The organism is Streptomyces sp. SID11385 (assembly GCF_010548245.1).
Lineage (GTDB): Bacteria > Actinomycetota > Actinomycetes > Streptomycetales > Streptomycetaceae > Streptomyces.
Genome location: NZ_JAAGLR010000212.1, coordinates 1 through 19,118, shown reverse-complemented (window position 1 = coordinate 19,118; position 19,118 = coordinate 1). Strand labels below are relative to the sequence as shown.

Sequence of the window (19,118 nt, the reverse complement as noted above, 5' to 3'; positions counted from 1 at the left end):
GGCGCGCCACGCCTCGCGCGCGGCCTCGCGGTCGGCGCGCGCGAGGTGGGCCAGGTGGGCGCGGTACGGGGCGACTTCGGGCAGCGGCGCGGGCTCCTGCCCGTACAGCGCGAGGAGTTCGCGGTGCAGGACGGGCAGCGACCAGCCGTCGGCGACGATGTGGTGGAAGGTGAGCACCAGTTGGCTGTGCGTGTCGTCGAGGCGGATCAGGGCGCAGCGAAGGAGCGGCGGGCGGGCGAGGTCGAAGCGGTGGGCGCGTTCGGCGGCGGCGACGGAGTCGGCGAGGGCCGGGTCCTGCCCGGTGAGGTCGGTCTCGCTCCACGGGAGGTCGAGGCCGGTCGCGATCACCTGCGCGGGGCGGCCGTCCGGAAGCGGGCGGAAGCAGGCGCGCAGCGGGGCGTGGCGGTCGATGAGGCGCTGCGCCGCATGGTGCAGGAGGCGCGCGTCGACGGGGCCCGCGAGGTCGATGACCTGCTGGACGACGTAGGCGTCGTGCGCGGCGCCGTCGAGCACGGCGTGGAAGTAGAAGCCCTCCTGGAGCGGGCCGAGCGGCAGTACCTCGGCGATGTCCAGCGGGCCGGGGTGCTGGAGTGCGGCGAGTTCGTCCGGGGCCGGCGGGTCCCAGGGCAGGTCCCCGGGGTCCTGCGAGGTGCCGGGGGCGGTGCGGGCGGCGGTGGCGAGCTGTGCGGCCGTACGGTGCCGGAAGACGTCGCGCGGTGTCAGTTCGAGCCCGGCGCGGCGGGCGCGGACGAGGAGCTGGATGGCGACGATGCTGTCCCCGCCGAGCGCGAAGAAGTCGTCGTCGGCGGTGACCGAGGCGACGCCGAGCGTCTCCGCGTACAGGCGGCACAGAAGGCGCTCGCGCGCGGTGCGCGGCGCGCGGCCGGTGCTGAGGAGCCCGTAGTCGGGGACGGGCAGCGCGGCGGCGTCGAGCTTGCCGCTCGGGGTGACGGGGAGGCGGTCGAGGGGGACGAACGCCGCGGGCACCATGGAGGCGGGCAGGGCCTCGGCGGCGTGGGCGCGGAGCGCGGTCATGAGCGCGGTGACGTTGCGGAAGGGGGCGGGGCGGTTGGCGTGCGGGTGGGGGCGGCCGGGGAGGTAGAGCGGGCCGGTCGGGGGCTCCGTGACGGGCAGGGGGATGTCCCCGGGTTCCGTGAACTGCCCGCCGGGCGCGCCGTCTTCGGCCGTCCCCGCCGCGAACACCGCGTCCACGCTGCCGTCCTCCGCGTCCGCCGCCCAGGTGAGGGCGGCGCGGTGGCCGTGGCGGGTCGCGGTCTCGTGGAGGGTCTCGGGGTCGATGCCGGGGCCGCCCGTGCGGCTGCTGCCGTCGAGCCTGCCGAGCGCGGCGAGGTCGGGCGCGAGGCGCGCGTTGGGGATGCCGGTGACGCGCAGGGGCGTGGTGCGGGCGGCGAGGGCCGCGCCGAGGGCTTCGGGGGTGCCGAGCGCGGACCAGGGCAGCGTCTCGGGGACGGCGGGGGACGCGACGGCGCCGGGCCTGAGGACGACGTCGTAGCGGTAGCGTGTCAGCTCGTTGTGGTGGGTGCCGCGCTTGAGGCGTATGTCGGCGGTGAAGCCGTCGAGCGCCGCGAAGTAGTCGGGGTCGAGGAGGAGTTCGCCCTCCCAGGCCACGGCGCGGTCGACGGCGGCGCGCAGCGCCTCCTTGTCGTCGGCGGGCGTGCGGCCCGCTTCGACGGCGGCGGCGAGGGTGCGGTGCAGGCGCAGGTTGCGGACGTCGCCGACGAAGAGGGCGCCACCGGGGGCGAGGAGGGCCGCGGCCGAACGGAGCACGCCTGTCAGGTAGTCGGCGTCGGGGAAGTACTGGACGACGGAGTTGACGACGATCGTGTCGAAGTGGCCCTCGGGCAGCCCGCCCAGCTCGTGCGCGGGCCGGGCGTCGAGCCGGACCCTGCCCGCGAGCGCGGGCACTGCGTCGACCTGGGCGCGCAGGGCCCGTACCGCCTCCTCGGAGAGGTCCGTGCCCCAGTACTCGGCGCAGCCGGGCGCGAGGCGGGAGAGGAGCAGCCCGCTGCCCACGCCGATCTCCAGCACCCGGCGGGGACGCAGCTCCTGGATGCGGGCGACGGTCGCGTCCCGCCATTCGCGCAGGTCGGCGAGTGGCAGCGGCTTGCCGTCGTACATGCTGTTCCAGCCTGCGAAGTTCTCCTCGAAGCCGTCCGATCCGGCGGCGGAGTACAGGAGTTCGTGGACGTCCTTCCACTCGGCGACGGACTCGTGCGCCTCCGCCGCGAGCGAGGGGACGACGTACGCGGCGAGGCGGCGCTCGCCGGGGCGGTCCTCGCGGACGACGACGGCGGCCTGGCCGACGGCGGGGTGGGCGCGGAGCACCGACTCGATCTCGCTGGGCTCGATGCGGAAGCCCCGGATCTTCGTCTGGCTGTCGGCGCGGCCGTGGAACTCCAGGCGTCCGTCCGCCTTCCAGCGCACCAGGTCACCGGTGCGGTAGAGGCGTTCGCCGGGGGCGCCGAAGGGGTCGGCGATGAAGCGTTCGGCGGTGAGCGCGGGGCGGCCGAGGTAGCCGCGCGCGAGCCCGGCGCCGCCGAGGTACAACTCGCCCACGACACCGGCGGGCACGGGGCGCAGCGCGGCGTCCAGGACGTAGGCGCGGGTGCCCGGGTCGGGGACGCCGATGGGCACGATCGTGCCCGCGGGCGTGTCCGGGTCGCACAGGCCGAGGGTCGAGTTGGTCGTCGCCTCGGTGGGGCCGTAGGCGTTGAACATCATCCGGCCGCGCGCGTAACGCCCCACGAGTTCGGGCGAGACGCGCTCGGTGCCCGCCAGGAGCGTGGCGGTGGGCGGGAGTTCGACGTCCTCGGGCATCGCGGCGAGGAGCGCGGGCGGCAGGATCATGAAGGTGATGCCGTGCGCGTGCGCGTAGTCGGCGAGCGGTGCCCCGGGCACGCGGCGGTCGGCGGGGACGACGACGAGCCGGCCGCCGGAGAGCAGGCCGAGGCACAGGTCCCAGAAGGCCACGTCGAAGCTGGGCGAGGCGAATTGGAGGACGCGGCTGTGCGGCCCGATCCCGAAGCGTTCGCGCTGCGTCGCGAGGAGCTTCGCGACCCCGCCGTGCGAGAGGACGACCCCCTTGGGGCGCCCGGTCGAACCGGAGGTGTAGATGACGTAGGCGGCGTGCGCGACGGTGGGCCCGGCGGCGGAGGCCGGGTCGTGCGCGGGGTGCGCGGCGAGTTCGGCGACGGTCTCCGGGGCGTCGAGCACGAGGGTGCCCACGGTGCCGGGAGGCAGGTCGGGCAGCACGTCGGCCGTCGTGACGAGGCACACCGGCTCGGCGTCTTCGAGCATGTACGCGACGCGGTCCGCCGGGTAGTCGGTGTCGACGGGCAGGTACGCGGCGCCCGCCTTCAGCACCGCGACCTCGGCGACGATCATGTCCGCCGAGCGCGGTACGGCGAGGGCGACGACCCGTTCGGGGCCCGCGCCCCGGGCCACGAGGGCGTGGGCGAGGCGTGCCGCGCGGGCGTCGAGTTCCGCGTAGGTGAGCTGTTCGTCCTCGTGGACGAGGGCGATCTCATCGGGGCGCGCGGCGACTTGCGCGGCGAACAGGCGCGGCCAGGTGAGCGCGGGCACGTCGTGGGCGGTGTCGTTCCACTCGACGAGGACGCGGTGGCGCTCGGCCTCGTCGAGGAGCGCGAGGGCGGCGAGCGGGGTGTCCGGGCGGGCGCTCGCGTCGGCGAGGAGGGTCGCGTAGTGGCCGAGGACGCGGTCGGCGGTGGCGGGCGTGAAGAGCGCGGCGGCGTACTCGGCGCGGACCTCCTCGTCCGTCACGGTGAGGGCGAGGTCGAGCGGGCCGCCCTCGTCCCACGCGGCGGGGCCGAACCCGGTGGCGCACAGCACGGTGCCGCCGCGGCCCGTCTCGGGGGCGAGCAGGGCGAGGAGTTCGGCGGTGGGCAGCCGGTGCGCCTCGGCCCGCGCGCGCACTTCGGCGACGTGGTCGCGCAACTCGGCGAAGGTCAGGGCCGCGTGGAGGGTGAGGCGCAGCGGCAGCCCCTCGTACGCGAGCGTCAGGTCCTCGGCGCCGCCCCCGTACCGGTGGAGCAGGGCGACGAAGGCGGCGAGGCGGGTCGGCTCGTCCGTACCGCCCGCCTCCAGGGCCCGGGCGCGGCTCGCGCGCGGGCCGCTCTCGCGCGGGTGCGGGAAGTCCTGGGGCAGTGCGACGTGGGGGACCTCGTCGGCGAAGGCCGCCGTCCAGTGAGCCGAAGCCGTGGTGTGCGCGGTGTGACGCGTGGTGCCCGACACAGCTGTGCCCGCCTCCCGATCGGTACGGAGCGGCCCCTGCGGAACCGCGATCACCCGCATAGTAAGGTAAGGGTTGCCTAACCCGATAGGGCATCAGGGCGACGGCGCACTTCCGGCGGCTGAGGTTACGCTTGCCTAACCTGCCCTCGGACAAGGGGAACTACGGCATGGAGACCGGCACGTGACCTCAGGCGGAAGACGTCGCACCACGGCTCTGGTGGCACTCCTTGTCGCCCTGCTCGTGGTCCTGTCCCTGCTCTCCGTGGCGCTCGGGGCGCTGAGCATCCCGCTCGGCGACGTCGTGCGCACCCTCTTCGGGCAGCCCCCGGACCGGCTCACGGACAACGTGATCTGGTCGGTGCGCGTGCCCCGCACCCTGCTCGGCCTCACGACGGGCGCGGCGCTCGGCATGGCGGGCGCGCTCATGCAGGCCCTGACCCGCAATCCGCTCGCCGACCCCGGGATTCTCGGGGTGAGCGCGGGCGCCTCGTTCGCGATCGTCGTCTCGGTCGCCGTCTTCGGGGTCGCGTCGCTGTACGGCTACGTGTGGTTCGCCTTCGGCGGCGCCCTCGTCGCCAGCGTCGTGGTCTTCCTCCTCGGGCGCCTGGGACGATCGGGGGCGACCCCGGTCAAGCTGGCCCTCGCCGGGGTCGCCGTCACCTCGCTGCTCTCCTCGCTCACGAGCGCCGTCGTGCTCACCGACGAGGACGCCCTGGACCGCTACCGCTTCTGGTCGGCGGGCACGCTCGCCGACCGCGACGCGGGCGACCTGACGCGCGTCCTGCCGTTCCTCGCGGTCGGCGCGCTGCTCGCCCTCGCGTGCGCTCCCGCGCTCAACAGCCTCGCGCTCGGCGACGAGGTGGCCGCCTCGCTCGGCCGCCGGCTCGGTCTCGTACGGCTCCAGGGGGTGACCGCGATCGTCCTGCTCACCGGCGCCTCGGTCGCCGTCATCGGCCCGGTGGTCTTCCTCGGCCTCGTCGTCCCGCACCTCGCGCGGGTCCTCGCGCAGTGGGCCGGGATCGGGCCCGACCACCGGTGGCTGCTCCCGCTGTCGGCAGCGCTCGCCCCCGTCCTGCTCCTGTCCGCCGACATCGTGGGACGGATGGTGGACCGGCCCTCGGAGATACAGGCCGGGGTACTCGTCGCCTTCATCGGCGGGCCGTTCTTCATCGCCCTGGTCCGCCGCCGGAAGCTCGCGGAGGTATAGCCCGTGTCCGCCCCGCCCCCGCACGCCGCGTCCTCGTCCGTCGCGTCCTCGTCCCCCGCGTCCGGGACGACCGCCCCCGGGAAGACCGCCCCCGGGACCACCGCCCCCGCGACGGCCGCCGCGAAGCGCCCCTTCCTGCGCGACCGCCCCTTCCGGCTGCGCACTCCCCCGGTCTCCGGCGTCCTGCGCCCCCGCCTGCTGCTCACCGGACTCGCCCTCGCCGTCGGCACGTTCGCGCTCTTCTGCTGGGGGCTCGCGCTCGGCGACTACCCCGTGAGCCTCACCGGGGTCGTCAAGGCCCTGTTCGGCGCGGGCGACGAGGGAACGCTCAGCATCGTGCGGGAGTTGCGCCTGCCGCGCGCGCTCACCGGCCTCCTCGTCGGGCTCGCCTTCGGCGTCTCCGGCGCCGTCTTCCAGACGATGACGCGCAATCCCCTCGCGAGCCCCGACATGATCGGCCTGACCGAGGGCGCGGGCACCGCCGTCGTCGCCGCCGTCGTCCTCGGCTGGACCGGCGGCCTCGGGCTCTCGACGCTCGGCCTGCTCGGCGCGCTCGCGACCGCGCTCCTCGTCTACGCGCTGGCGTGGAAGGGCGGGGCGACCGGCTACCGCATCATCCTCGTCGGCATCGGCGTCTCCTGGATCTGCACGAGCGCGACGGACTTCCTCGTCGCGCGCGGCAACCGCTTCGAGGCGCAGGCCGCGCTCGGCTGGCTCGTCGGCAACCTCAACGGCCGTACGTGGGGCCAGGTCGACACGCTCGCGATCGCCCTCGTCGTGCTGCTGCCGCTCTCGCTCGGCCTCGGCCGCTGGATGCGCACGCTCCAGCTCGGCGACGACGTCGCCGCCGGGCTCGGCACCCCCGTGCAACCGGTGCGGCTCGCGCTGCTCCTGACCGGCGTCGGCCTCGTCGCCTTCGGTACGGCGGCGGCCGGCCCGGTCGCCTTCGTCGCGCTCGCCTGCCCGCAGATCGCCCTGCGGCTCGCGGGCACCTCGGCACCGCCCCCGCTCGTCTCCGGTCTCACCGGCGCCTTCGTCGTCCTCGGCGCCGATCTCCTCGCGCGCGAGGCGATCCCGGGGACCGAGCTGCCGGTCGGGGTCGTCACCGGCGCCCTCGGCGCCCCCGTCCTGCTGTGGCTGCTCATCCGCGTCAACCGCGCCGGCTCTGGAGGCTGAACCCATGTCGCTCACCGAGCAGAAGGGACCCGAGCTGCGCGCCCGGGGCCTGCACCTCGCCTACGACGGCCGCCCGGTCGTCACCGATCTCGACCTCACCGTGCCGACGGGCCGGGTCACGGCCATCGTGGGCGCCAACGCCTGCGGCAAGTCCACGCTGCTGCGCGCCCTCGCCCGTCTCCTCGCCCCGCGCGAGGGCGTCGTCGAACTCGACGGCGCGGCACTGCACTCGGTGCCCACGAGGGAGCTCGCCCGCAAGCTCGGCATCCTGCCGCAGTCCCCCGTCGCGCCCGAGGGCCTCACCGTCGGGGACCTCGTGGGCCGGGGCCGGGCGCCGCACCAGACGTGGTGGCGGCAGTGGTCGAAGGCGGACGAGGAGGCGGTGGACGCGGCGCTCGCGGCGACCGGGCTCACCGAGCTGGCCGACCGCGCCGTGGACGAGCTGTCGGGCGGCCAGCGGCAGCGCGCGTGGATCGCGATGGCCGTCGCGCAGGGCACCCCCGTCCTGCTCCTGGACGAGCCCACGACGTACCTCGACCTCGCCCACCAGGTCGACGTCCTCGATCTCGTCACGGACCTCAACAGGCGCGAGGGCCGCACGATCGTGATGGTCCTGCACGACCTCGACCAGGCGTGCCGGTACGCCGATCACGTCATCGCGATGAAGGCCGGCCGGATCGTCGCGCAGGGCGCGCCCGCCGAGGTCGTCACGGAGGCGATCGTGGAGGACGTCTTCGGGCTGCGCTGCCGCATCACGACGGACCCGGTCAGCCGCACCCCGCTGGTCATCCCGCTGAGCAGGCACCACACGGCGGCCGAAGGGCCGGCGGGGCGGGGCGGGGACGGCACGGGGCCGAGCGGCGACGGCACGGGCCGGGACGAGGACGAGACGGGCCGGGACGCCCTGGTGGCCCCGGCCCCGGTCCCCGTGCCCGTGCCCGTGCCCGCCGGGACCGCCGCGTCTCAGGGCCGCGAGGTCAAGTAACCGCCCATCGTGCGGAAGTAGTCCCGCGCGGCGTACTCCGTGCCGTCCTCCGTCCGCACCCGCCGCACGAGCAGCCCGGGGTGCCGCCCCGTGTGCGCCTCGGGCCCCGCGACGACCACCACGCCGTCGCCCTCGCGGATGAAGATCCGGCCCGGGGTGCCGCCGTAGCGGCCCTCGGAGACGCCCGCGGAGACGATGCGCAGGCGCTTGCCCCGGTGGAAGGCGTAGGCGTTCGGGTACGGGTCCGACTGGGCCCGTATCAGGCGTTCCAGGCGCTCGGCCGGCCAGTGGAAGTCGATGCGGCTGTCCTCGTCCGCGCGCTTGTGGAAGAAGCTCGCGCGGGAACGGTCCTGCGGCACCCACTGACCCGCGTCACGTCCGGAGGCGATGAGGTCGAGCGATTCGCGCACGAGGGGCTCGATGAGGTCGACCGTGCGGTGGAAGAGGTCCGTCGCCGTGTCGGTGGGCCCGACCGGGACCGAGCGCTGCACGAGCACGTCGCCCGCGTCGAGTTCGGCGTTCATGCGGTGGGCCGTGACGCCGACGCGCTCCTCGCCGTTGATGAGCGCCCAGATGATCGGCGAGAAGCCCGCGTAGGCCGGGAGCAGCGAGTCGTGGATGTTGAGGGTGCCGTGCGGGGGCAGGTCGAACAGCTCGGGCGGCAGCCACGTGCGCCAGTTGTTGGCGACGATGATGTCCGGGCGCGCCTCCCGTACGGCGTCGAGGAGTTCGTCGTCGTCGGGCCGGTTGCGCAGCAGGACGGGCACGCCGTTCTTCTCCGCCAGTTCGGCGACGTTGTCGTCCCAGATCTTCTCGTAGGCGTGCTCGCTCTTCGGGTGCGTGACGACGAGCGCCACCTCGTGCCCGGAGTCGAGCAGCGCCCGCAGCGTGCGATGACCCCAGGTCTGGTAGCCGAGCATGACGACCCGCATATGTGCATCCCTTCACGACCGCATTGCTAGGTAAGCCTTACCTTATCTAACATGGCGTTGCCTGAGGAGGCGATGCAAAGGTGAATGCACCTGTTACGGGTTCCGGGCCCGTCCACGACCTTGTCGGGATCGGTTTCGGCCCGTCGAATCTCGCTCTGTCCATAGCCGTTGAGGAACACAACGCGCACCTCGCGGCGGACGACCGCCTCGACGCGCTGTTCCTGGAGCGCCAGCCCCGCTTCGGCTGGCACCGGGGGATGCTGATCGACGACGCGACGATGCAGGTGTCCTTCCTCAAGGACCTCGTCACGCTGCGCAATCCGACCAGCGACTACAGCTTCCTCTGCTTCCTGCGCGAGCGAGGGCGGCTGATCGACTTCCTGAACCAGAAGACGCTCTTCCCGCTGCGGGCGGAGTTCCACGAGTACTTCGAGTGGGCGGCGGCACGAGTCGCGCACCAGGTCTCGTACGGGAGCGAGGTCGTGGCCGTCGACCCGGTGCGCGCCGACGACGGCGAGGTGACGTGCTTCGACGTCACGAGCCGGGACGCCGGGGGCGCGCGCACGACGCACCGGGCGCGCAACATCAGCGTCGCACTGGGCCTGGAGGCGCACGTGCCGCCGGGCCTGAGCCTGGGCGAACGGGTCTGGCACAACAGCGCGTTGATCCCGCGCGCCGAGGAACTGGCGCGCTCCGGCGCCCCGGTGCGGCGCGCGGTCGTGCTCGGCGCGGGGCAGAGCGCGGCCGAGTCGGTCGACTACCTGCACCGTACGTTCCCGGACGCCGAGGTCTGCTCGGTGTTCGCCAAGTACGGCTACACGCCCGCCGACGACAGCCCCTTCGCGAACCGTGTCTTCGACCCCGACGCGGTGGACGTGTACTTCTCGGCGCCCTCCCAGGTGAAGCAGTCCCTGCTCGACTACCACCGCTCGACCAACTACTCGGTCGTCGACATGGACCTCATCGAGTCGCTCTACGCGACCGCGTACCGCGAGAAGGTCGCGGGGCGCGAGCGCCTGCGCTTCCTCAACGTCTCCCGGATCAGGGAGGTTTCCCCGGGCGCCCCGCTGGACGTCACGGTGGAGTTCCTGCCCACGGGCGAGCGCGAGGTGCTCGCCGCGGACATCCTCGTCCTCGCCACCGGCTACCGCCCGCGCGACCTCGGCACGCTCCTCGGCGACGCGGCGAAGCTGTGCCTGCGCGACGACGGCGACGCGCTGCGCGTGGACCGCGACCACCGCGTGGAGACGGCCCCCGAGGTCACGGCCGGCATCTACCTCCAGGGCGGCACCGAACACACCCACGGCCTCACGAGCACCCTCCTGTCCACCGTGGCGGTCCGGGCGGAGGAGATCCACCGCTCGCTCCTCGACGGGCGGAAGGCGACGGCGACGGTCTGAGGTACGGGGGCGGGCTGCCACGCCGGGGGCGCGTGGCAGCCCGCAGGGTTCCGTGGCCGCGATGCCGTGCGGCGCCCATGAGAACCCGAGCGGTTCCGAGCGGTTCCGCGCGGCCCCGAGGAGGTTCCACGCCGCCCCGCCTTGCCCCCTCCCCCGCCCCTGACGGAGGGTGGGCCTCGGCGAACGGGGAGGCGTATGGGCAGGCGGCCGGGTGGGCGGGTGACGTTCCGGGCCATCGCGGACGAGGCGGGCGTCTCGATCGCGACGGTGTCGCGTGTGGTCAACGGGAGCACGCGGGTCTCGGAGGGGACGCAGCGGGCGGTGCGCGAGGCGGCGCAGCGGCTCGGGAGCGGGTTCGCGCGGACGCGGGGCGGCGCGCCGCCCGTGCTCGTGTACTGCCCGTACGCGCTGACCGACTACTTCGGCACGATCGTCACGTCCGTCGTGGAGACCCTGGCGCTGCACGGCCGCCGTGCCCTCGTGCTCGCGGGCGAGAGCGCGCAGGACGACACCTCGGCGCTGCTCGCGCTGCCCGGGCAGCAGGGGATCGCGGGTGCCGTGCTCGTCCTGCCGCCCGGCTCGACGCGCGACCTGGAGGCGCTGCACGCGCGCCGCTACCCGCTCGTCGTGGTGGACCCGCGTGCCGAACTGCCCGAGACGGTCGCCTCCGTGTCCGCCGCGCACGCGGCCGGGGCACGGCGCGTGACACGGCACCTGCTCGGCCTCGGCCATCGCAGGATCGGCTTCATCGGCGGGCCGCGGGACTGGCTCGCGAGCCGCAACCGCCTCGTGGGCCACACCGCCGCGCTCGGCGAGAGCGGGCTCCTGCCCGATCCGGCGCTCCTGGCCGAGATCGCCGAGCCCACGACCCACGAGGGCCACACGGCGGCCCGGCTGCTCCTCTCCCGTGCCCCCCGCCCGACCGCGCTCGTCGCCTTCAACGACAAGACGGCGGCGGGCGCGATCCGCGCGGCGCGCGAGGCGGGCCTCACGGTTCCCGGGGATCTCTCGGTCACGGGCTTCGACGACAGCGAGCTGGGCCAGAGCATCACGCCCGCGCTCACCACGGTCCGCCAGCCGCTGGAGGAGATGGGCCGCATGGCGGTCTCGCTCCTCGTCCGCCTCGTCGCGGGCCACGCCGTCGACACCCTGCACGTCGAACTCGCGACGCCGCTGGTCGTACGGGACTCGACGGCGCCGCCTTCGGCGTCAAGTCGCGTTTGAAACAAGAAACGTCGGCGGACGGGCCTTCACCGCCCCTCCCGATTCCATCCCTTGCACGCGGGAACGGGCCGGACGGACGCCGCACGGCCCGCCCCGGCAACCAGGCCGCCCGACTGACCTGCGCTGTCCTCAATTCCCTTGCGCGTACACGTCATTACTCTTGACGCTCCCCCGGCACCCCTCTAACTTCACCGGTTGTACGCAGCGGTCCGCACCACTCATGTAAATGTTTCACGGCCGGTGCCCCGGCCGGTCCTCCTTCCCCACCCCCACCGCCCCAGGAAGGACACCCGCATGCCTCCTGCCCGCACCCGCCCCCGGACCCGCCCGAGACGGCGTCCCAGGACGCTCGCGACGGCCGCGACCGTCGTGCTGCTCGGGGCCGGGACCCTCGTCGCCGTGAACGGCACCGCCGCGAGCGCGGCGACGCCCGGGCCGATCGTCAGCCAGGGCAACGGCAAGTGCCTGGACGTGAAGGACGGTTCGACCGCCGACGGCACCCCGGCCCAGATGTGGACGTGTTCCCCCGGCCCCAACCAGACCTGGACGCTGAACGACAACGGCGCGCTCACCGCCAAGGGCAAGTGTCTCGACCTCGTGAACGGCGGCACCGCCAACGGCACCGCGGCGCACCTGTGGACGTGCTACGACTCGCTCGCCTCGCAGAAGTGGCAGTACGCGGGCGGGCAGTTCGTGAACCAGGCCGCCGGGAAGTGCCTCGACATCAAGGACAACAGCACCGCGAACGGCGCCGCGCTCCAGATCTGGGACTGCGCCGGGACGCCGAACCAGAAGTGGGACTACGCGGGCGGCACGACGACGCCGCCGAACGGCAAGCACCCGGACCTCGGACCCAACGTGGTCGTCTTCGACCCGTCAATGCCGGCCGCGACGATCCAGTCCCGCCTCAACTCGATCTTCAACCAGCAGCAGAGCAACCAGTTCGGCGGCCAGAGGTACGCGGTCCTCTTCAAGCCGGGGACGTACAGCGCGGACGTCAACGTCGGCTTCTACACGCAGGCAGCGGGGCTCGGTATGAGCCCCGACGACGTGACGATCAACGGGGCCGTGCACGCCGAGGCCGACTGGTTCCAGGGCAACGCGACGCAGAACTTCTGGCGCGAGGCCGACAACATGTCGGTCAACCCCACGGGCGGCTCGGACCGCTGGGCGGTCTCGCAGGCCGCCCCGTACCGGCGGATGCACGTGCGCGGGAACCTCAAGCTGGACGACGGCGGCTGGTCCAGCGGCGGGTTCATCTCGGACAGCAGGATCGACGGGCAGATCCAGTCCGGCTCGCAGCAGCAGTTCCTCACCAAGAACTCCACGATGGGCTCGTGGTCCGGCTCGAACTGGAACATGGTCTTCGTCGGCGACCAGGGCGCGCCCGCACAGAACTTCCCCACGTACACCACGGTCGGCGCCGCCCCGGTCAACGCCGAGAAGCCCTTCCTGCACGTGACCGGCGCGGGCGACTGGAAGGTCTTCGTGCCGGGCCTCCAGACGAACGCGGCGGCGACCACCTGGAACGGCAAGACGCAGACCGGCAGGGACCTGTCCCTGGACGACTTCTACGTGGCCAAGCCGGGCGCCTCGGCCGCCGACATGAACGCGGCGCTCGCGGCCGGCAAGAACCTGCTCGTCACGCCGGGCGTCTACCACCTGAACCAGACGCTGAAGGTGACGAAGCCCGGTCAGGTCGTCCTCGGCATGGGCCTCGCGACACTCGTCCCCGACAACGGCATCACCGCGCTCACCACGGCCGACGTGGACGGCATCCGCGTCGCCGGACTGCTCATCGACGCGGGCACGACCACCTCGCAGACCCTCATGGAGGTCGGACCGAGCGGCGCTTCCGCGAGCCACGCCGCGAACCCGACCGTCCTCAACGACGTGTTCCTGCGGATCGGCGGCGCGACGCCCGGCAAGGCGACCACCTCCCTCGTGGTCAACAGCGACCACACGGTCATCGACCACACGTGGGCCTGGCGCGCCGACCACGGCAACGACGGCACGGTCGGCTGGAACACCAACACCGCCGACACGGGCCTCGTCGTCAACGGGCAGGACGTCACCGCCTACGGCCTCTTCGTCGAGCACTACAAGAAGACGCAGGTCGTCTGGAACGGCAACGGCGGACGCACGTACTTCTTCCAGAACGAGCTGCCCTACGACCCGCCGGACCAGGGCTCCTGGACGAACGGCTCGACGCAGGGCTACCCCGCCTACAAGGTCGCGAACAGCGTGACGAGCCACGAGGCGTGGGGCCTGGGCAGCTACGCCTACGCCCAGGTGAACCCGTCCGTCGTCGAGGACCACTCCTTCGAGGTCCCGCGGACGAGCGGCGTCCGCTTCCACGACATGGTGACCACCGTCCTCGGCGGCAAGGGCACCATCAACCACATCATCAACGACGCGGGCGCCAAGGTGACGCCGAGCAGCAACGTCGCCTACCTGACCAACTACCCCTAAACAGCGCCCGGTTCGTACGAGAGCGGGGCGGCCTCGCCCGGGCGAGGCCGCCCCGCCGCTCCATCCCCACCCCACCCCCACCTCGGAGGGCACCCGCATGTCTCCCAGACCCCGGCGCCGGTCCGCTCCCGGCATCCCGGCCCCTTCCCCGCGCCGCCTCGTCCGCCTCCTGCTGACCGGCGCGCTCGCCGCCGCCGGTCTCGGCGCGGCGGGGACCGCGCCCGTGCACGCGGCGGGCGAGCAGGTCACCGCGTACCTCACGACGACCGACGACTCGGGAGGCCGGCACGTCACGCGCGGCCTCCAGCAACAGGCCCCGTTCGCCTTCCAGTCCGGTACGGCGAACAGCGGCACGACCGTCTCCGTGGACGAGAACACGCGCTACCAGACCTTCACGGGCGGCGGCGCCTCCTTCACCGACACCGCCGCCTACCTCATGAAGGAGAGCGGCGCGCTCTCGCAGGCCACCCTCGACCAGACCATGACGAAGCTCTTCTCGCCGACGGACGGCATCGGGCTCTCGTTCCTGCGCAACCCGATGGGCGGCTCCGACCTCGCGCGCTTCGGCTACACGTACGACGACGTGCCCGCCGGGCAGACCGATGCCTCACTCGCGAAGTTCTCGATCGCCCACGACCAGGCGGGCGTCCTGCCGCTCACGCAGCAGGCCAAGCGCCTCAACCCGCAGCTCACCACGGTCGCTTCGCCATGGACCGCGCCCGCCTGGATGAAGGACAACGGGCAGCTCAACGGCGGCTGGCTCAAGGCCGAGAACTACGGGACGTACGCGAACTACTTCGTGAAGTACATCCAGGCGTACCAGGCCGCCGGGGTGCCCATCGACTACGTGACCGCGCAGAACGAGCCGACGTGCTGCGACAGTTACCCCTCGATGAGCTGGAACGGCTCCGGGCTCGCCTACTTCACGAAGGGCGAGTTGCTGCCGAAGCTCGCCTCGGCCGGGCTGAAGACGAAGGTGCTCGCGCACGACTGGAACTGGGACACGTACGACGCCTACGCGGCGCCCACCGTGGACGACGCGGCCGTCCGCAGCCACCCGAACTTCGGCGGCATCGCCTGGCACGGCTACGGCGGCGACGTGACCAAGCAGTCGCAGATCCACGACAAGTACCCGCAACTGGACGCCTTCCAGACCGAGCACTCCGGCGGCACCTGGATCGCCAACCAGCAGACCGAGGACATGCGCAACATCATCGACTACACCCGCAACTGGGCGAAGTCGGTGACGAAGTGGTCCCTCGCCGTCGACCAGAACAGAGGCCCCCACAACGGCGGTTGCGGCACCTGCGACGGGCTGATCACCGTGCACGACGGGGACGGGCGCAGCGGTCAGGTCGACTACACCATCGAGTACTACACGATGGGCCACCTCACCAAGTTCGTGCACCCGGGCGCGAGCCGCATCGCGTCCACGGCGAGCGGTGACGTGCCGAACGTGGCATGGCGCAACACGGACGGCTCGAAGGCGCTCCTCGCCTACAACGAGTCGTCGTCGGCGCGCGCCTTCACCGTCAACTGGGGTGGCCAGCACTTCACTTACCAGCTCCCCGGCAAGACGTCCGCGACCTTCACGTGGGACGGGACGCAGAGCGGCAACCCGGGTGGCGGCACCGAACGCGCGGGGACGCTCACCGGGCTCGGCGGCAAGTGCCTGGACGCCTCGGGAACGGCGAACGGCTCGGCCGTGCAGACCTGGTCGTGCACGGGGGCCGCCAACCAGCGCTGGACGCTCGGCACCGACGGCACGGTCAGGACCAACGGCAAGTGCCTGGACGTGACCGGGGGTTCGACGGCGGACGGCGCGAAGGTGCAGCTCTACGACTGCAACGGCACCGGCGCCCAGCGGTGGACGTACGACGCGACGAGCCACGACGTGGTGAACACGGCGGCGGACAAGTGCCTTGATGTGACCGACCGTTCGACCGCGAACGGCGCGAGAGCGCAGATCTGGACATGCACGGGCGCGTCCAACCAGAAGTGGACGCTGAACGGTTAGGGCGACACGCGCGCTCCGGGGGCCCGTCGCGGGTGCGGCGGGCCTCCGGCCGTGCCGAAGGCTTTCTCGCAGTGCGCGAGGAGCGCGGCGAGGGCCGGGGAGGGCGGCGCCTTGCGGGTGACGAGCGCCAACACCCCCCGTACCGAGGTTCCTTCGAGCCGCAACGCGCGCAGCTCCGGCGCGCCCTCCACCATCGAGGCCGAGAGCACGGCCGCTCCGAGGCCGCGCGCGGCGAGGTGCAGGACCGCCCCCGGTGCGTTCGCCTCCATCGCGACGGCCGGGACGAGACCGCGTTCCGCGCACGCCGCCTCCAGGCTCGCGCGGATGCCCGTGCCGTGCGGCAGGCACAGCAGCGGGTGCGCGAGGAGCGCGTCGAGCGTCACGGAGTCCCGTGCCGCCAGGGGATGTCCGGGCGGTACGGCGACGGCGAGTGGTTCGTTCACCACCTCGCGCGCCGCAAGGTCCTCGGGGGCACGGTGCGCGGCGCCGATCAGCGCGAGGTCCACCGTGCCCTCGCGCACGTGCGCGGCGAGGCGGTCCGAGTCGTCCTCGGCGAGGCGCAGCGCGACCCCGGGGTGGGCGCGGTGGAAGGCGGCGAGCGCGGCGAAGAACGGCTCGACGGTGCACGCCATGATCATGCCGACGACGAGGCTGCCCCGGACGAGCGCGTGGAGTTCGTCGACGGCCTCGCGCAGCCCGCGCTCCGCCGCGAGCACCTGCCGCGCGTGCCGCCGCACCACCTCGCCCGCCTCCGTGAGCCGCACCGCACGCCCCGAACGGTCGAAGAGCACCGTGCCCAACTCCCGCTCCAACTGGGCTATCTGCGCGCTGATCCCGGGCTGGCTCACGTGCAGGCGCGCGGCGGCACGCGTGAATCCGCCCTCGTCGGCGACGGCGAGGAAGTACCGCAGGTGACGCAGCTCCATAAGTGTGGATGATAGGCCGGATCGAAAACATTGCTTGGACTTCTGAACGGGCGGCGCCCGAGACTCGTCGTGCGGACAATCCCGAACTGGAGGCACCGAGCATGACGGAGTACGAGAAGGCCCTGCGGCCGGAGGATCTGACCCGGCTCTTCGTGGAGCGCGCCAACGCGGGCGACGCGGACGGGGTCGCCGCGCTGTACGCGGAGGACGCGGTGATGGCGTACCCGCCGGGGAACGTCACCGTGGGGCGCGCGGCGATCCGCGAGCTGATCGGCAGGATGCTCGCCGCCGCACCGCGTTTCACGCCGGAGGAGCCGCTGCCGACCCTCGTCCACGGCGACCTGGCACTCACCTCGACCCCGCCGAAGGACGGCGCGGGCGCGCGGGCCCAGGTCGTGCGGCGCCAGCCGGACGGCAGCTGGCTGCGCGTGATCGACCAGCCGGAGTTCCAGCGGCCGACGGGCTGAGCGGCGGGACGCGGGCAGGAACGGTCCGCCCGGCACCGGGCGGTGCCAGGATGGCTGTCATGACTGTGCGGGACGACATATCCCCGGGCACCCGGCTGCTCGTGGTGGACGACGAACCGGCCATCCTCGACGTGCTGGCCACCTCGCTGCGCTTCTTGGGCTACGAGGTGGCCGAGGCGACGACCGGACGGGCCGCCCTGACCGCGGCGCGGGAGGGCGGCTTCCACCTCGTCCTGCTCGACGTCGTGCTACCCGACCTGGACGGCTTCGCCGTGGTGCGCCGCCTGCGGGAGGGCGGCGGCCGGGTCCCTGTGGTCTTCCTGACCGCGCGGGAGAGCCCCGAGGACATCGTCGCCGGGCTCGACCTCGGCGCCGACGACTACATCACCAAGCCGTTCCGGCTCGCCGAGGTCGCCGCCCGCGTGCGGGCCGTGCTGCGCCGCCGCGAGGCCCCCACCGCGGCCCGGGTGCTGAGCTGCGCGGACCTCGAACTCGACACCGCCACGTACGAGGTGCGCAGGGGCGGACGGCTCGTCGACCTCTCCCCCACCGAGTACCGGCTGCTGCGGCACCTCCTGGCCCACCAGGGCCGGGTGCTGACGCACGGGCAACTCCTGGAGCACGTGTGGGGGCAGGAGGGCGGTGACCCGGGTGTGGTGAAGACGTACATCTCCTATCTGCGGCACAAGCTCGACGGCCCGCGACCCTCGCTCATCGAGACGCGGCGCGGCATCGGCTACACACTGCGCGCGCCGGACGCGCCGTGAGAGTGCGCCCGCCGCGGCCCCGCTCGCTGCGCGGACGGCTGCTCCTCGCGCTGCTCGCCTCGGCCGCGCTCGCGCTGCTCGTCCTCGACGCCGTCGTCTACGGGGCGCTGCGCGGCTACCTCATGGACCGTACGGACACCACGCTGCGGGCGGTCCGGCAGCGCGTCTCCCAGCAGCTCACCGAGGCACCCCGGGGACAGACCCTGGGCAATGACGTACGGCTCCTCGGCGCCTCGGAGTTCTTCCTGCGACTGCGCAGGCCCGACGGCTCGGTGCGCGAGCTGGCGCCGGGACTGCGCACGGCCGGTGACGCGCCACGGCTGCCCGATCCGCTGCCCCGCCCGGGCACGCGGGAACCGGTCACCGCACCCGCGGAGCGGGAGGGCGGGCCGGAGTTCCGGGTGCTGACGCAGCGGGTCGTGGGGCGCGGCGTGCTCGTCGCCGCCGTACCGCTCACGGACGTGCGGGAGACCCTGCGCCGTCTGCTCGTGGTGGAGGCGGCGGCCACGGGCGGGGTGCTGGTCCTGCTCGGCGGGGCCGGCCTCGTGGTGCTGCGGCGCGGGCTGCGCCCGCTGGAGGTCATGGCCGCTGACGCCGACGCCATCACCTCCGGGCGGGCGAGCGGCGACGTCGCGCCGGCGGACGAGGACACGGAGGTGGGGCGGCTCGGTGCGGCGCTGAACGCGATGCTCGCCGGCCAGCGGGCGGCGCAGGAGCGGCTGCGCCGGTTCGTCGCGGACGCCTCGCACGAACTGCGCACCCCGGTGACGGCCGTGCTCGGCTACGCGGATCTGCACCACCAGGGCGTGCTGGACGAGCCCGCGCACCGTGAGCGCGCGATGCGGGGCATCACGACGGAGGCCCTGCGGATGCAGCGTCTCGTGGACGACCTGCTGCTGCTCGCCCGGCTCGACGCCGTGCCGGCCCGGGCGCACACGCGGCTGGACCTCGCCGTGACCGTGCGCGAGGCCGTCGCGGCGGGCCGCGTCGTCGCCCCCGAACGCCCGCTCACCGTGGAGGCCGAGGACGGCGCCCTCGTGGACGGGGACGCCGAGCAATTGCGCCGGGTCGTGGACAACCTGCTCGCCAACGTCCGCCGGCACACACCGCGGGGGACGGCCGCGCACGTCACCGTGCGGCGACAGGGCGGGAGCGTCGTGCTCGGCGTCGGCGACGAGGGTCCCGGCGTGCCGCCGGCCGCCGCGCGCCGGGTCTTCGAGCGCTTCTACCGCGCCGGTACGGGGCACGGCGAGGGGACGGGGCTCGGTCTCGC

At 73.5% G+C, this 19,118-nt stretch carries 13 protein-coding genes; 10 read left to right on the top strand and 3 right to left on the bottom strand.

The genetic code is table 11. The features are described from left to right. The coding region (locus G3I42_RS06490) for a non-ribosomal peptide synthetase (protein WP_164283210.1) at window positions 1–4,272 on the bottom strand (4,272 nt) is incomplete at its 3' end. A 181-nt stretch (window positions 4,273–4,453) separates the two neighbouring features. On the opposite strand from G3I42_RS06490, the gene G3I42_RS06485 reads away from it, so the two are divergent. The 3 genes from G3I42_RS06485 (at window position 4,454) to G3I42_RS06475 (ending at window position 7,640) form a co-directional block, all read left to right on the top strand. After that, complete coding sequence (locus G3I42_RS06485; RefSeq protein WP_343244469.1) at window positions 4,454–5,479, top strand: iron ABC transporter permease; 1,026 nt, start codon at window positions 4,454–4,456, stop codon at window positions 5,477–5,479. Window positions 5,480–5,614: 135 nt separating this feature from the next. Continuing rightward, on the top strand, window positions 5,615–6,655 hold the full coding sequence (locus G3I42_RS06480) for an iron chelate uptake ABC transporter family permease subunit (protein ID WP_164283217.1): 1,041 nt from the start codon (window positions 5,615–5,617) through the stop codon (window positions 6,653–6,655). Between the two features lie 4 nt (window positions 6,656–6,659). Then, entirely contained in the window at window positions 6,660–7,640 is a 981-nt protein-coding gene (locus G3I42_RS06475; protein WP_164283206.1) for an ABC transporter ATP-binding protein, read from the top strand. On the opposite strand, the gene G3I42_RS06470 is transcribed toward G3I42_RS06475, so the two are convergent. Continuing rightward, window positions 7,619–8,572: a methionyl-tRNA formyltransferase gene (locus G3I42_RS06470; RefSeq protein WP_164283204.1), complete on the bottom strand. Its 954-nt coding sequence runs from the start codon at window positions 8,570–8,572 to the stop codon at window positions 7,619–7,621. The genes G3I42_RS06475 and G3I42_RS06470 overlap by 22 nt on opposite strands. 80 nt (window positions 8,573–8,652) lie before the next feature. Between G3I42_RS06470 and G3I42_RS06465 the strand changes: the two genes are divergently transcribed. From G3I42_RS06465 to G3I42_RS06450, 4 genes are all read left to right on the top strand, one after another. Further along, window positions 8,653–9,972 (top strand): lysine N(6)-hydroxylase/L-ornithine N(5)-oxygenase family protein, encoded by a 1,320-nt coding sequence (locus tag G3I42_RS06465; protein ID WP_164283202.1) that lies wholly within the window; start codon window positions 8,653–8,655, stop codon window positions 9,970–9,972. Between the two features lie 219 nt (window positions 9,973–10,191). Then, window positions 10,192–11,196, top strand: a complete 1,005-nt coding sequence (locus G3I42_RS06460) for a LacI family DNA-binding transcriptional regulator (RefSeq protein WP_164283200.1) — start codon at window positions 10,192–10,194, stop codon at window positions 11,194–11,196. A gap of 294 nt (window positions 11,197–11,490) precedes the next feature. Next, window positions 11,491–13,668: a ricin-type beta-trefoil lectin domain protein gene (locus G3I42_RS06455; RefSeq protein WP_203606437.1), complete on the top strand. Its 2,178-nt coding sequence runs from the start codon at window positions 11,491–11,493 to the stop codon at window positions 13,666–13,668. A gap of 97 nt (window positions 13,669–13,765) precedes the next feature. Next, window positions 13,766–15,685 carry a ricin-type beta-trefoil lectin domain protein gene (locus G3I42_RS06450; RefSeq protein WP_203606436.1) on the top strand — a complete coding sequence of 640 codons (1,920 nt, stop codon included), beginning with the start codon at window positions 13,766–13,768 and terminating at the stop codon, window positions 15,683–15,685. On the opposite strand, the gene G3I42_RS06445 is transcribed toward G3I42_RS06450, so the two are convergent. Beyond that, the gene (locus G3I42_RS06445; protein WP_164283198.1) at window positions 15,682–16,611 is read right to left on the bottom strand and encodes a LysR substrate-binding domain-containing protein; all 930 of its coding nucleotides are present in this window, start codon (window positions 16,609–16,611) and stop codon (window positions 15,682–15,684) included. The two genes, G3I42_RS06450 and G3I42_RS06445, sit on opposite strands and share 4 nt — an antisense overlap. Before the next feature lie 101 nt (window positions 16,612–16,712). Here G3I42_RS06445 and G3I42_RS06440 point away from each other — a divergent pair, with 101 nt between their 5' ends. The 3 genes from G3I42_RS06440 to G3I42_RS06430 all read left to right on the top strand — a co-directional run. Further along, complete coding sequence (locus tag G3I42_RS06440; RefSeq protein WP_164283196.1) at window positions 16,713–17,078, top strand: nuclear transport factor 2 family protein; 366 nt, start codon at window positions 16,713–16,715, stop codon at window positions 17,076–17,078. A 59-nt stretch (window positions 17,079–17,137) separates the two neighbouring features. Next, window positions 17,138–17,845 (top strand): response regulator transcription factor, encoded by a 708-nt coding sequence (locus G3I42_RS06435; RefSeq protein WP_164283194.1) that lies wholly within the window; start codon window positions 17,138–17,140, stop codon window positions 17,843–17,845. Then, window positions 17,842–19,118, top strand: a 1,277-nt coding sequence (locus G3I42_RS06430) for a HAMP domain-containing sensor histidine kinase (protein WP_164283192.1), incomplete at its 3' end; no start/stop codon positions are given. The genes G3I42_RS06435 and G3I42_RS06430, both read left to right, overlap by 4 nt.